Annotated in this window: 18 protein-coding genes; 6 read left to right on the top strand and 12 right to left on the bottom strand. The window is 69.1% G+C overall.

The annotated features are described in order from the left end of the window. Positions 1-10 precede the first annotated feature (10 nt). On the top strand, positions 11-2,221 hold the full coding sequence (locus tag VM681_11400) for a CDC48 family AAA ATPase (GenBank protein HVL88591.1): 2,211 nt from the start codon (positions 11-13) through the stop codon (positions 2,219-2,221). Between the two features lie 11 nt (positions 2,222-2,232). On the opposite strand, the gene VM681_11395 is transcribed toward VM681_11400, so the two are convergent. The 3 genes from VM681_11395 to VM681_11385 form a co-directional block, all read right to left on the bottom strand. After that, a complete protein-coding gene (locus VM681_11395; protein HVL88590.1) occupies positions 2,233-2,763 on the bottom strand; it encodes a hypothetical protein in 531 nt (176 codons plus the stop codon). Positions 2,764-2,809: 46 nt separating this feature from the next. Next, complete coding sequence (locus tag VM681_11390) at positions 2,810-3,787, bottom strand: TlpA disulfide reductase family protein (GenBank protein HVL88589.1); 978 nt, start codon at positions 3,785-3,787, stop codon at positions 2,810-2,812. 79 nt (positions 3,788-3,866) lie between these two features. Then, positions 3,867-4,169, bottom strand: coding sequence for a hypothetical protein (locus tag VM681_11385; protein HVL88588.1), 303 nt, complete (start codon positions 4,167-4,169; stop codon positions 3,867-3,869). Positions 4,170-4,264: 95 nt separating this feature from the next. On the opposite strand from VM681_11385, the gene VM681_11380 reads away from it, so the two are divergent. Further along, positions 4,265-4,822: a metal-dependent hydrolase gene (locus VM681_11380; protein ID HVL88587.1), complete on the top strand. Its 558-nt coding sequence runs from the start codon at positions 4,265-4,267 to the stop codon at positions 4,820-4,822. 68 nt (positions 4,823-4,890) lie between these two features. Here the strand turns inward: VM681_11380 and VM681_11375 are convergent, their stop codons facing one another. Then, positions 4,891-5,064 (bottom strand): hypothetical protein, encoded by a 174-nt coding sequence (locus VM681_11375; GenBank protein HVL88586.1) that lies wholly within the window; start codon positions 5,062-5,064, stop codon positions 4,891-4,893. A 190-nt stretch (positions 5,065-5,254) separates the two neighbouring features. Between VM681_11375 and chrA the strand changes: the two genes are divergently transcribed. After that, the gene (gene chrA / locus VM681_11370) at positions 5,255-6,442 is read left to right on the top strand and encodes a chromate efflux transporter (GenBank protein HVL88585.1); all 1,188 of its coding nucleotides are present in this window, start codon (positions 5,255-5,257) and stop codon (positions 6,440-6,442) included. 23 nt (positions 6,443-6,465) lie between these two features. Here the strand turns inward: chrA and VM681_11365 are convergent, their stop codons facing one another. The 6 genes from VM681_11365 to VM681_11340 are packed head-to-tail and all read right to left on the bottom strand — an operon-like array spanning position 6,466 to position 9,139. Next, positions 6,466-6,870 carry a nuclear transport factor 2 family protein gene (locus tag VM681_11365; protein HVL88584.1) on the bottom strand — a complete coding sequence of 135 codons (405 nt, stop codon included), beginning with the start codon at positions 6,868-6,870 and terminating at the stop codon, positions 6,466-6,468. Positions 6,871-6,874: 4 nt separating this feature from the next. After that, complete coding sequence (locus tag VM681_11360) at positions 6,875-7,639, bottom strand: proteasome assembly chaperone family protein (GenBank protein HVL88583.1); 765 nt, start codon at positions 7,637-7,639, stop codon at positions 6,875-6,877. A 58-nt stretch (positions 7,640-7,697) separates the two neighbouring features. Continuing rightward, on the bottom strand, positions 7,698-7,859 hold the full coding sequence (locus VM681_11355; GenBank protein ID HVL88582.1) for an RNA-protein complex protein Nop10: 162 nt from the start codon (positions 7,857-7,859) through the stop codon (positions 7,698-7,700). 11 nt (positions 7,860-7,870) lie between these two features. Beyond that, positions 7,871-8,662, bottom strand: a complete 792-nt coding sequence (locus VM681_11350; GenBank protein HVL88581.1) for a translation initiation factor IF-2 subunit alpha — start codon at positions 8,660-8,662, stop codon at positions 7,871-7,873. A gap of 6 nt (positions 8,663-8,668) precedes the next feature. Further along, entirely contained in the window at positions 8,669-8,854 is a 186-nt protein-coding gene (locus tag VM681_11345; protein ID HVL88580.1) for a 30S ribosomal protein S27e, read from the bottom strand. Further along, entirely contained in the window at positions 8,855-9,139 is a 285-nt protein-coding gene (locus VM681_11340) for a 50S ribosomal protein L44e (GenBank protein HVL88579.1), read from the bottom strand. A gap of 201 nt (positions 9,140-9,340) precedes the next feature. On the opposite strand from VM681_11340, the gene VM681_11335 reads away from it, so the two are divergent. Next, entirely contained in the window at positions 9,341-9,742 is a 402-nt protein-coding gene (locus VM681_11335) for a hypothetical protein (protein HVL88578.1), read from the top strand. Positions 9,743-9,746: 4 nt separating this feature from the next. Here the strand turns inward: VM681_11335 and VM681_11330 are convergent, their stop codons facing one another. Both VM681_11330 and VM681_11325 read right to left on the bottom strand, forming a co-directional pair. Further along, positions 9,747-10,526, bottom strand: coding sequence for a GNAT family N-acetyltransferase (locus VM681_11330; protein ID HVL88577.1), 780 nt, complete (start codon positions 10,524-10,526; stop codon positions 9,747-9,749). Between the two features lie 17 nt (positions 10,527-10,543). Next, positions 10,544-11,791 (bottom strand): glycosyltransferase family 4 protein, encoded by a 1,248-nt coding sequence (locus tag VM681_11325; GenBank protein HVL88576.1) that lies wholly within the window; start codon positions 11,789-11,791, stop codon positions 10,544-10,546. Between the two features lie 52 nt (positions 11,792-11,843). Between VM681_11325 and VM681_11320 the strand changes: the two genes are divergently transcribed. After that, positions 11,844-12,617 carry a class I SAM-dependent methyltransferase gene (locus VM681_11320; GenBank protein ID HVL88575.1) on the top strand — a complete coding sequence of 258 codons (774 nt, stop codon included), beginning with the start codon at positions 11,844-11,846 and terminating at the stop codon, positions 12,615-12,617. Beyond that, the gene (locus tag VM681_11315; protein HVL88574.1) at positions 12,614-13,099 is read left to right on the top strand and encodes a hypothetical protein; all 486 of its coding nucleotides are present in this window, start codon (positions 12,614-12,616) and stop codon (positions 13,097-13,099) included. Before VM681_11320 ends, VM681_11315 begins: the two co-directional genes overlap by 4 nt. The last annotated feature ends 71 nt before the right edge of the window (positions 13,100-13,170 follow it).

The raw sequence follows: 13,170 nt of genomic DNA, 5'->3' as shown, positions 1-13,170 counted from the left end.
CGATACCCTCATGGTGAAGGAAGTCACGCTCAAGGTGGCCGAGGCCGTCCAGGAGGACGTCGCCAAGGGACGCGTCCGCGTGGACGCCGCCACCCGCCTCGACCTCAACCTCACGGTCGGAGACGTCGTCGAGATCCTCGGAAAGAACACGACGACGGCCATCGTGTGGCGCGCCCACCCCGACGACGAGGGCAAGGGCATCATCCGCATGGACGGCCTCATCCGCGACAATGCGGGCGTCTCCATCGGGGACAAGGTGCGCGTCCGCAAGGCGGACGTCTCGCCGGCCACGCGCATCGTGCTCGCCCCCGTCATCGACGAGGGCCAGAAGCTCCAGTTCGGTTCCGGCATCGAGGGCGTTGTGAAGCGCGGCCTCTTCAAGCGGCCCGTGACGAAGGGCGACACGGTCATCGTGCCCGGCATCGCGCTCATCGGGCGCGCGCTTCCGTTCATTGTCGTGGACGTCTCGCCTGGCGGCATCGTGCAGATCACCGAGAACACGGAGGTGCACATCCGCGAGGAGGCCGTCTCCGAGACAGAGCTCCACGCGCCGAAGATCACGTACGAGGACGTCGGCGGGCTCCGGCAGGAGCTCACGAAGGTCCGCGAGATGATCGAGCTTCCGCTCAAGCACCCCGAGCTCTTCGACCGCCTGGGCATCGACCCGCCCAAGGGCGTGCTGCTGCACGGGCCCCCCGGGACGGGCAAGACGCTCATCGCCAAGGCCGTGGCCAACGAATCGGGCGCCTCCTTCTACTCGATCCAGGGCCCCGAGATCATGAGCAAGTTCTACGGCGAGTCCGAGGCGCGGCTTCGCGAGGTGTTCGAGGAGGCCGAGCAGAACGCGCCCGCCATCGTCTTCGTGGACGAGATCGACTCGATCGCAAGCAAGCGCGACGAGACGCAGGGCGAGGTGGAGCGCCGCGTGGTGGCGCAGCTTCTCACGCTCATGGACGGCCTGAAGGCCCGGGGCAAGGTCATCGTGATCGGCGCCACGAACCGCGTCGACTCGATCGATCCCGCGCTTCGCCGCCCCGGCCGCTTCGACCGCGAGATCGAGATCGGCGTGCCCGACCGCGAGGGGCGCAAGGAGATCCTCCAGATCCACGTCCGCTCGATGCCGCTTGCCGACGACTTCGACATCGACTACCTCGCCTCCAACAGCCACGGGTTCGTGGGTGCCGACCTTGCCGCGCTTGGCAAGGAAGGCGCCATGCGCGCGCTGCGGCGGTACCTTCCCGAGATCGACCTCGACAAGCCCATCCCCGTCGAGATGCTCGAGAAGATGGTCGTCACCATGGACGACTTCATGCAGGCCATCAAGGAGGTCGAGCCCTCGGCCCTCCGCGAGGTCCTGATCGAGGTCCCCCGCGTGTCGTGGGACGAGGTGGGCGGGCTCGAGAACCTCAAGCAGGAGCTGCGGGAGGCCGTCGAGTGGCCGCTCACGCACCCCGAGGCCTTCAAGCGCCTGGGCATCAAGCCGCCCCGCGGCATCCTCATCTTCGGCCCGCCGGGCACGGGAAAGACGCTCCTGGCCAAGGCCGTGGCCACCGAGAGCAAGGCCAACTTCATCTCGATCAAGGGCCCCGAGATCCTGAACAAGTGGGTCGGCGAGAGCGAGAAGGCGGTCCGCGAGATCTTCAAGAAGGCCAAGCAGGCGGCGCCCTCGATCGTCTTCCTCGACGAGCTCGACGCCATCGCGCCGCGCCGCGGCTCGGGCATCTCCGACAGCAACGTGACCGAGCGCCTCGTGAACCAGCTGCTCACGTCGATCGACGGCCTGGGCGGCCTCGACAACGTCGTCGTGATCGGCGCCACGAACCGCCCGGACATCATCGACCAGGCGCTGCTGCGCGCCGGACGCTTCGACCGTCTGCTGCAGGCCCCGCCGCCCGACCGCAAGGCGCGGCTGGAGATCCTCAAGATCCACACCAAGAACATGCCCCTCAAGAACGTGGACCTCGAGGCGATCGCGGACCGCACGAAGGGCTACGTGGGCGCCGACGTCATGTCGCTGTGCCGCGAGGCCGGCGTGCTGGCGTTGCGCGAGGACATCGCAGCCTCCGAGGTCGCCTCGCGCCACTTCGAGAAGGCGCTCGAGCTCATCCGCGCAAGCGTCGACGAGTCCACGGTGGGATACTACAAGCGGATCGCCGAGGAGCTCGAGGGCGGCATCTCCAAGCGCAAGCGCGACACGACGGTGGGCGCCGAGGTCATCTGAACGGGTCGGGATCATCCGAGCGCCGAGTAGCCGGCCTCGAAGTCCCGCTCCTCGAAGATCGTCACGAGCACCTGGAAGGCCTGGCGCACGGCGACGCCGGGCACCTGCGTCGGGCCGACGAAGACGACGTACTCGCGCGGCGCAAGCTCGCCGGCGGGAAGCGCGATCCGGATCGGGCTTGTGCCCTCGACCGCCGCCACATCCTCACCGCCGGAGCGTAGAACCACGCGCGCGCGGTCGTGCGCCGGCGCCGCGGGAGTCCAGGCCACCTCGACGAGGGCGTCCGTCGCATTGTCCGACACGTCGAACGCCGGCCACCCCGTCCCGGCGACGGCAGCGTACCGTCCGGCCGCGTTCACGACCGCCACCCACTCCACCGCGAACTCGGACGTTCGGACGCGGCCCGTCGCGCCGGCGGCGGCCGGGTCGTCGACGGAAGCCGCCGCGGCGGGCTCCACCGGTTCCAAGGGTTCGGCGGCCGGTTCGGGCATCAGGCATCCGGCCGGCAGGGCGGCAAGGGCAAGCACGAAGAGGAATCGCAAGGGGCCACGCTCCAGGTCTGCGCGTTTGCCCGTGGCCACAAGTACCTTATGGCCGAATCGCTGGGCGATCCTCGGACGCTTGCCCCGCGGAAACCTGCGAGCCGTAGCTTACGCCCACGACGGACAGCTGGAAGGGCGCGGAAATTCCCTCCATCTCCAAGCGGTGCTCGCCGGGCGCAAGGCCGGGTCCAAACGCAAGCGTGAGGGGCCCCGTGGCGCCCGTGGCGATGTTGGCGGGCAGTTGCGCGCGCGCGGATTCGCGCCATTCGAGCACGACGTTGCCGGCGGCGTCCTTCACCCGGATCGCCGCGGCGGCCGCGGCAAACCCGCCCGCCGGACCGTCGGCCAGAAGGAGCGCGACGTCGTGGGCTCGAGCCACCGGGAAGACGACGGGGGCCGCGCCCGCGGGCAGCAGGAGCGCGAGGTGCCCGACGAGCTCCTCGCGTTCGACGGCGAGCGCCTCGTCGACGGCCCTGCGGAGGCTTCGGAACATGTCGTCCCCCACGACGGGAGCCCCCGTCTTCGCGTACGTGATGCGGCCCATGGGATCCACGACGAACACCGCGGGGATCGAGCGCACGCCGTAGGCCTCCGCGGCCTCGGCGCCAAGCCCTCCCCACCACGTCGCGCCGTGCTCCTCCATGTACGCCCGCACCTGCTCCTCCGTCTCCGAGGGGTCCGCGTCGACCGAGAGGATCTCGAGCCGCTCGGCCGCGTACTCCTTGCGCATCTCGACGAGCGCCGTCATGACGGGCTTGCAGGGCTTGCACCACGTCGCAAAGAAGTCGATCACGATCGCCTTGCCGCGAAGATCCTCGATGCGAATCGCGCCCTTGCCCAGCACGTCGTGGAGCTCGAACAAAGGCGCCATCGTCTCCCCCGGCTCGACGCCGAGGGCGGGGGCGGCCGGCGGTGCGGCCGAGGACGCAAGCGGCGCGTCCACCGTCGGGGAGAGGAGCCAGGCTCCCGCCGGCACGGACAGCGCAAGAGCGACGGCGACCGGGAGGACCTTGCGCCAAAGCATGGGCCAAAGCCTCCTTCCTCAAGGCGTCAAGCTTTTGGTTGCGTTCTAGGGACCGTCGAACGCCGTCGGCCCGCGCGAACTACCGCGGCGGCAGCTGGGTTCGCCAGAACTCTCGGATCGCCTTGCGACGGGAGTAGCTCGACCACAGGATGACGACGCCGACGAGCGTGAAGAACAGGGGCAGGAATTGCCACGCCTCGATCCCCGGCGGAAGGTACCCGAGGTTGCCAAGCGTCCAGAGGACGCCAAGCGCGAGGAAGAACCCGCCGAAGACCGCGCTCCACAACCCGACGGGCGCCACGCGCACGTCCTGCACGACGGGCGGGAAGGGGAACGGGAACGGAAACGTCGGCGGCACGCCACGCCGAGGATCGTCGCTCATCGGGTCGGTGTAGCGGCCCCCCGTAGTAAGGCTTTGCGGTGCGCGTCCGGCGGGGGAAGCGACAGGCTCATGTTCCCGCCGCGTGTCCTCGCACCGTGTTCCCTCTCGGCCACGTCGGGCTGACCGTGGCGCTTGCCCGCCTCGCAGGCGACCGCGTGCCCGCCTTGTCCGCCGCCCCGCTGTGGGCGCTTGCGCTTGGCGCGCTTCTCCCCGACGTCCTCGACAAGCCGCTGGGCCACGCGATCCTCGACCTCGGCAACGGGCGCATCCTGTTCCACACGGTCCTGTTTGCGCTCGTCGTGCTCGCCGCCGCGCTTGCAATCTCGCGCGCGCGGCCCGCGGCCGCTCCGGTCGCGCTCGCCCTTGCGCTTGGCTGCGGCACGCACCTTCTCTTCGACCGCATGTGGGAGGACCCGCAGGCGCTCCTTTGGCCGCTTCTTGGAACGGAGTTTGCCCACCGGGGATTCGAGCCTGCGGGCTGGATCGCGATGCTCCTTGCGGACGCCTACACGCAGGGCACCGAGGCCGCCGGCGCAGCGGCGCTCACGTGGGTCGCGTGGCGCGACGGCCTGCTGGCCCGGGTGCAGGCGAAGGTCCGCCCGCGAAAGTCGGACGCGCCCGCGCCCGAGGCGGTCGCGCTTGCGCGCCGATGAGCGCGCGGGGCGGGTCGAAAGGGATTACTGCGCAATTGCGCAGTAAGGGGAGGTTTTCATCGCAAGGGTCAGGCGTGCGCGCCAAGCGGCAGCCCGTCGAAGAGCCCGATGCGCGCGCCGTAGGCCTGGGAGACCACGCCGCCCGCGAAGCGCTGCCGGCACCGGTAGCACTCCACGATCGTTCCCGCGCCCTGGCCGACCATTTCCCCGCACCGGCCGCAGCACATTCGCACCGTTCTCACCTGCTTCCTCATTGCGCGGCCAAGCACATGAAGGGGTGAAGCACGATCGGATATGCCCGGCATCCCGCGCGGCGGCGGGGGCAACCGGGCGGATGCGCGGGGGAACGCCGGGTTCGGCGAAACGACGGGGTGGCCCGGCTCGCCAAGCGCAAGTTCCAAGCGCAGGCGTGGCCGTCGCGACGTCGTATCGATGCGCGAGCCCTCGCCGTTTGTCGCGGGCAATCCCGAGCGCCCGAGCCTTCGCTATCTTTTCCTCCGGTTCCTGCGGATCGGAGCGCTCGCATGGGGAGGACCCCTGGCGCAGATCCACCTCATGCACCGCGAGCTCGTGGAGCGGGACGGTTGGGCAAGCGAGGAGGAGTTCCGCAAGACGCTTGCCGTCTACCAGGTGATTCCCGGTCCGGAGGCGCAGGAGCTTGCCGTGTGGTTTGGCGTCCGCAAGCGGGGGCGCGCCGGCGGGCTTGCCACGGGCCTTGCTTTTCTCCTTCCCGGCACGCTCCTCGTGCTGGCCCTCGCCTGGGCCTACGTCGCCTACGGCGTGTCCGAGGCGGCCGACCACCCGCTGCTGTACGGACTGAAGGCCGCCGCCGTGGGGCTTGTGGCCGGCGCCGTCGTGCGGCTTGCGCGCCGCTGGGTCGACCGCGCCGAGCTTGCCGCCATCGTGCTTCTGGTCGTTGCGCTCGATCTGCTCGTCCCGGACCTCGGCTTCGTTCCGCTGCTCGTGCTCGGCGGCGTCCTCGCCTTCGCCGCGGCGCTTGCGCGCGGCGAGGCCGCGTTGCCGATTCGCGCGGCTCCGGCCGCGCTTTTGCCGCTTGCGCTCTCCTCGGTCGCGCTTCCCGTCCTCACGCTCTCCGGCGCCGGCGCGATCGCCTTTCTGTTCCTCAAGGCGGGTTTCCTCACCTTCGGCGGCGCCTACACCATCCTGCCGATCCTGGAGGAGGACGCCATCCTCGCGCACGGCTGGATCACGCACGCGCAATTCGCCGACGCCGCCGCGCTTGCGGGCGTGGTGCCCGCGCCGTTTGTCAGCGTGGGGGCGTTCGTCGGTTACCTTGTCGCGGGATTCCCCGGCGCGGGCATTGCGCTTGCGTGCATCTACCTTCCCGCCTTCGGGCTCACGCTCCTTGGCCATCGGCACCTTGAGAGGCTCGTGCGCGCGCCTCGTCTGCACATCTTCTTGGTGGGCGTCACGGCCGCCGTGGTCGGGCTCGTCGCCGCCACGGCCGTTGCGCTGGGGCAGGCCGCGCTGCCGGACGCGCCGGCGGCGGCGATCGCCTTGGCGGTGGCCGCCGTCACGATCGCCGGGCGCGGAAACGTGGCCTTCGTGATGCTGGCGGCAGGCGCGGCGGGATACGCATGGCGCGTGCTCGCCGTCTAGCTGCGCGCGCGAGGGGGCGACCGCTAGAAATCCACCCGCACGGACGCGTGGCAATGGATCCACGTCCAGCGGTCCCCGTCGCGCCGGAAGACGGCCGTGAGCCGGTAGGGACGCTCCTGGACGACGTCGCCCCCGGGTGCGATCTCGCGGAACGTGCCGAGGAAGGCGAGGAACGCGAGGCGGTCGGTCACGTCCGAGGCGGAAAGCGTAAGAGCGATGTCGAAGCGCGAAGGCGCGCTTGCGATGCGGTCGAAGAAGGTCGCAAGGTCGGCGCGCCGCAGAAGCTCGGCGGCGCCAAAGACGATGGCCACGTCCTCGCCCTCGGGGAAGCTCGCGAGCATGGCGGCGCGGTCGCGGGCGCGCACGGCGGCGAGGAGGCGCTCGACCTTCTGCACGAGCGCCGCCGCGTCGGCCGGCGCCGGGGGCATGGGCTCACCCGATGTAGCGCAGATCTTCGTCCGTCGGCCCTTCGGCGCTCTTTTCGAGGTCGCGCAGCTGCTGGGCGAGCTTGTCCATCTGCTCGGCGCGCGTCTCGAGGTCGCGGAAGTCGATCTCGGCGTTCAGGATCTTGCCGAGGATCTCGAGGACGGATTGGGCGCTTTTGGGGTCGACGAGGTAGCCGGAGGTCTCGCCCATGAGGCAGACGCCTTCGAAGCCGCGCTTGGCGCCAAGGCCAAGCAGGAGGCCCGAGGCGCCGACGATGCCGCCGCCGGGCTCGTTCTTGCGGAACACGACGCCGTGCTTCTTCATCTCCTTCACGAGCTCCTTCTGCGTGGCGGCGCCGAGCACGCGGGGCTTGTCGGCGATCTTGCCCGTGCCGTAGCCGCCGAGCGTGTAGATCGTGCGAACGCCGAACTTCTTCACGAACTCGAGGACCGTGTCCACGAGCGCGTACTGGCCGTCGGCGGTGAGGCCCTGGTAGTCGCCGATGAGGATGACGACGTCGGGCGTACCGGGCTTCTTCGACTTGTGGTAGTAGAACTCGTTGTTGACGAGGCGGATGGTGCCGTCGGGCAGGACGAGGACCTGCGGCGGGAAGTACTTCGAGTGCATCTCCGCGAAGCGCTTGGCCTTCAGCTCCTGGATGAGGTGGTCGGCCGCAAGCTTGCCCACGTTGCCCACGCCGGGCAGGCCTTCGATGAAGATCGGATTGGTGAGTTCGGGCTCCTCGAAGACCGTGATCTCGACGTCGCGCATCGGAACGCCGTGGCCAAGGAGGGGGGGAGGCGTAAAGGTATCGTATCGGTGCGGCCGGTCACGCGCCTTTCTGCTCCCGCTTGAGCGCCTGGCGATACTTCGCGTAGCGGTCCTCGGGCGAATAGCGAGCGGGTGCGGGGTGCACGGCAGCCTTCCCGCATTGCGCGCACTCGTCGCGCAACGTGTAGCGGCGGCACGCTTTGCAAACGCGAAGCGGCACGGCGAGGCCTCCTAGCTGTGGCCGTCGGTGCGCGCGAAGCTGGCCTTCGCGCCCTTCTTCGTGGCAAGCTGGATCGCGCGCTCGGTGACCTTGCGCATCTGCTCCTCGGCCACCTTGTAGTCGGGCGCGGTCACCTTGACCTGGTAGCGCGGGGCGCCCAGGTAGACCACGGAGATCTTGACGTCCTCGTAGTCGGACCTCTCGATCTCGGAGAGCGCGTCCCGGACGACCTCGACGCCGTTTGGCGCCTCGCTTTGGATCTCGAGCTGCCCCTTGATCTCGACGGAGGGGAGCTGGATGTTCGCCTGCGCGATCTTGACGAACTCCTTCACCCAGTCGCCCTTTGCGCCCTCGGCAAACGCATCCGGGTCGGCCGCGGCGGCCTCGAAGGCCGCGTGCAGCGTGCCGTGCTGATCGGCAAGCGTGTGCCCGAAGTCGTCCCAGGCCTTCTGCGGGTCCGTCTTGAGCTCCTTGGCCAGAAGCTCGAACAGCTTCTCGGCCTTCTGCTCGTTCTTCCACTCGTTGATCTTGTCGCGCCGCTGGTGCTCGTTGACGCGCTTGAGCGAGAGATCGACGTGGCCTTTGCTCCGGTCCACGCCCGTGACCTTGCAGACGACCTTCTGGTTCTCCCGGATGTGGTCGCGGACGTACTTCACCCAGCCGCTTGCGATCTCCGCGATGTGGATGAAGCCCTCCTTGCCGGGGTACTCGTCGAGCGTGACGAAGGCGCCGTAGTTCTTGACGTCCTTCACGGTGCCGACGACCAGTTCGCCGTCCTCCGGGAACTCCCGCTTCTTCACCATGCGACCTCACTCGACGGGGCCGACGATCTCCGCCTTGAACTTGCCGACTCCGCCCTGGGGCTCGGCCAGAAGCGCGCCGCACACGAGGCACTGCACGCGCGTGGCGGGCCGGCCGAAGGCGACCTGCTCGTTGCCGCAGTCGATGCACTTGACCTTGAGGAAAGCGCCCTTGGACGCCGCGCGGGAGGGCATCTACCTCGCCTCCGCAAGCTCGAACTTCTTCGCGCGGATGCCCACGCGCTGGTGGGCCTTCTTGCAGGTCTTGCAGCGGAACCGGAGGTGCAGGCGCTTGGTCGCCTTCTCGCGCCCTTCCGGCTTGGGCCGGGGGAAGCCGCGGTAGCCCGCCGTGACGCGGCGGAAACGGCGCTGGCCTTGCTTGAGCTCGCTTGCGCGCTTCTTCTTCACGCGCTCGATGTCGTGGTCCGAGTGCTTCTTGCAGAAGGGACAGTACGTCTTGATGGAGCGGGGCCGGTTCATCGTGGCACCTCCGGATCCGTCCCAGGAGATCCCGGGGCCGGTCTCGGGCAGGGCCTCAGAGGAGGATAGGGTATAAGAACGTTGGGCTGCCGGACGAGGCGGACGAGCGGCGTTGCGGCGGTTTTCCGGCCGCCGGCCAAGCGCATGGAACGGAAGCATAATACTTAAGGGCGGCCGCGCTCACACGGAAAACGCAGAGACATGGGAACCCTCGACGACACGGTGTGGACGATCGACTGGAATCCGGATTTTGCCGACGACGGCAAGCTCAAGCAGGAGGTCCTGAACTGCTTCAAGGACAAGCGGGTCCTCCGCGTGATCAAGAGCTTCGTCGAGCGCTCGAAGAAGGAGGCCGAAGGCGGCTTCGAGACCGAGCACATCGTGTGGCTCGACGGAAGCCAGCGCTACGCGCTCTTCGTCCGCGCCTGGTTCGAGACGACCGAGGAGAAGACCTTCATCGTCATCGAGGAGAACGACCTCGGCGACGTCGGGTTCCTGCTCCTTGCCGGGCAGGACTGCGCCTCCTACGCAGACGAGAAGGTGCTGCGCGTCGAGTACAACGAGAAGTTCAAGGACCCCGGCTCGATGGGGATCAGTCGGTAGTCGCCTACGGATTGGGCGCTCCCGATCGCGCGGCCTGCGGGCTTCCCACGTAGAGCGGAAGCGGGCACACCTTGGAGAATCCCATGCGCTCGTAGAGCCGCACGGCTTTTGGCTCCGAATGCAGGACGACGCGCCGGGCGCCCAGGCGGTGCGCCGCGTCGATGGCTTCCGCCGTCACGGCTTCCCCGATGCCGCGGCCCCGCGCGGGCGGCCGCGTGTAGACGCCGTAGATCCCGGCGACCTCGCCGTCCACGAACGAGGCCGCCTTCCCCACCGGCTTTCCGTCGAGCCACGCGATCACGCGCGTGAACGTGGGCAGGTGATCCATGTACCGGTGCAGGTCGCGAAGGTCGTCCTCGACGGCGGACGAAAGCTGCCAGCGCTCTTGCTGCATGGCGCGGTACGCCTGCGCACCGGCGGCGTCGCGCACGGCCTCGATCCGCACGCCGGGGATCTCCTTGCGCGAGAGCGGCCGCGCCAGGCTTCGCGCCATTCCTTCGACGTCCTCGAGGTGCGAGAGTCCCGCGCTTGCAAGCTCCTCGGCAAGCCCCGTCGCGCGATTGCGCGGCGAGACCACCCACCAGAACGGCTTGCCCGCGCGCGCGAAGTGCCCGCGCACGGTTGCGATGACCAAGGGGCGATCGGCGAGGTCGCCCGTGCGGAAGACGCCGTTGTAGATGTGGAACCGCAGCGGCGACTCGAACCATTCGAGCTCGGGCGACGCGTGGAGCGTGGCGCGAGGCCAGCGGGCAAACAGCCGCCAGAGCGCCTCTACGTTCCGCACGACGGCTTCCTCGTCGTTCAGGGGGGGAGCCCCCGAAGCTCGGCCGTCGTGTCGGCGTTGCGCTCGCGCTCGGGCTCGAGCACCTCGAGCACGCGGCGGACGTTGCGCTCCACGCGCTCGACGACGGCCTCCCACGTGTAGCGTTTGGCCTGCTTCTCGCGCCCGGCCGCTCCCATCCGAGCGGCAAGCTCGGGCTTGGCAAGGAGGGTCTCGACGCGGTCGCGGAAGTCGTCGATCGTGTCGACGACAAAGCCGTCCGCGCCGTCCTCGACCACGGCGGGCATGCCGCCTTGGTTCCACACGACGACGGGCTTGCCGTGCTGCCAGGCTTCGAGGATCACGATGCCAAAGCTCTCGTTGTGGCTGGGAAGGACAAGGACGTCGCAGGCCGCAAGCCAGCGGTGCTTGGTGCGCTCGTCCACGTCGCCCACGATTCGGTGGTCCGCCTTGTCGTAGCGGCGGTCGAGGAAGTCGAGGAGCGACACCTTCTCGCCGCGGAACTTCGCGCGCGAGTTCTCGAGGAAACCCACGAGCGAAAGCTTCCCGCCGCGCTTGGCGATGCCGCGCGTGGCCTCGAGGCCGCGCGCGACGCCCTTTCCCCAGTTGATGCGCGCGAGGAACAGCACGACCTTCTCGTCCGCCGGGATGCCAAGCGCCCGCCTCGCCTCCTCCTTCCCCTCGACCCATTCGCGCGGAACGGGATTCGATCCGCATCCGGCGGGGTCGAGCACGCGTCGGGCCTCGATGCGCGCGTTCCAGAAGGCGCGCTCGGCCTCCGTGTTGATCTGGACGTAGGCCGCGTGGCTTCCCTCGAGCGGCGCAAGCAGCAGCCGCCGGTCGGGGCCCATGGTGCGGACGAGGTCCATGTGCGTGTGCGCCATGACGAGGACGGGCTTCTTTGCAAGCCGCGCGCCCAGGATCGCAAGCGCGCTCGTGGGATCCTCGATGCCCGAGACAAGGACGACGTCGGCGCGCCGGAACGCGGGATCGAAGGGAAGCGTGGGCGCGATCGGGAAGAACCCAAACGGCTTGGCGGCAAGGCCCAGGAGGAGGCTCACGCGGTGCCGGCGCGTTGGGATGCCAAAGGTCGTGCCGCGGCGGGGCGCCTTGGGTTCGAAGGCGCTTCCGTGGCGCGTGAGGTTTGTCGTCACCATCTCCACGGTGTGCCCGCGCGCGGCAAGCCCGCGCGCGACCTCGCGGCACCAAAGCTCGCCGCCTCCGAACTTCCCCTCGACAAAGTACGGGGCGCTGAAGACGACGTGCACGCCCGATCGACCGCCCGGAGAGGCTTAAGCATTCCGCGCCGATGGGGAGCCGATGTACATCCCGGTCTGGAGCTGGAATCCCGAGGAGCGCGCGGCGCGGACCGTGCGCGCCCTCCGCCGCCTCGAGCGCCCGCTCGGGTTCAAGCTGCAGACGCTTCGCCGCGTCACGCGCCGCGTCCTGGGGCCCGATCGGTACTACCGCCACATGCTGCATCAGCGGGATCCCACCGCCTACCGCGACTTCGACTACTACGACCGGCGCGACTACGCCGTGGACAAGTCCGAGTTCGAGGACATCGTGCGCGAGCTCGACGCCTTCGGCGCGACAGTCCGCACCGTGCTCGACGTGGGCTGCGGGACGGGCCTCCTCTCCGCGCGCCTGCGGGAGGCCGGCTTTGCCGTCACGGGCGCCGACTTCGACACGCGCGCGCTCGCCTACTGCCTTCGGCGAGGGATTCCCTGCGTGCAAGCCGACGCTCGGCGGCTGCCGTTCCCGGACGCGTCGTTTGACGCCACCGTGACGCAGCACCTCATCGAGCACTGCGACCCGCCCCGCGCGGCCGCGCTCGACGCACTGCGCGTGGCGCGCGTGGGAAGCGTGCACGTCGTGCCGGGGCACGAGAGCGACGACGTGACGCACATCGTTCCCTACTTCACCGAGCCCGTCCTCCAGGAGACCTTCGCGGACCTCGACGCCCGATGGCGCCCCGACGCGCATTCCAGCGCGCATCCCGAGGACCTGGACTACGTGGCGGTCGTGCGGAAGGCCGGGGCCGGCGCGGGAACGTTTATCGGGAAGGAGCGGATCAAAGGCCGATCGGCATGACGGGCATCCGGGACTGGATCGGCCTCCAGAAGGAGATGGTCCAGGAGATCGGCAGCATCCTTTCGCTCACGTTGCTCACGATCAACCTGTCGATCTCCGTCTTCCTGCTCATCCAGCAGCCCACGGGGTTCCTCTCCCGGCCCGCCCTCGTGATTCCCTTGTTCATCGTCGTGACGGGCCTCTCCGTCTGGCTTTTCGCCCGCGCCTGGCACTTTGTCGGCATGATGCACAAGAGCAAGCAGCGGGCGCTTGCGACCCTGAACCCGTACATGACCACGGATTTCCATCCGCACGAGTGGGCCCTGTGGTACTACGTCAACCTGCCGCAGCTGAAGGCGCAGCGCGACATGATGGTGCGGCTTGACATGGATCCCGCCGAGATCGACGCCTGCATCGACCGCGTCGAAAAGTGGCTGCGCGAGGGCCGCATCCCCAAGGACGAGTTCCCCGACGGATTCCGGCCGCTCCTGCGGGCGGTTTGACCCCGCGCCGGCCCGATTCCAACGATCTGCGGAGAACCCCGACCGTACGCCATGCAACCAACCGGTTGCGT

This window comes from Candidatus Thermoplasmatota archaeon (assembly GCA_035541015.1).
In the GTDB taxonomy this organism is placed as follows: domain Archaea; phylum Thermoplasmatota; class SW-10-69-26; order JACQPN01; family JAIVGT01; genus DATLFM01.
Note: the sequence above shows the minus strand (reverse complement) of the source record. Positions and strands in the feature narration are given on the sequence as shown.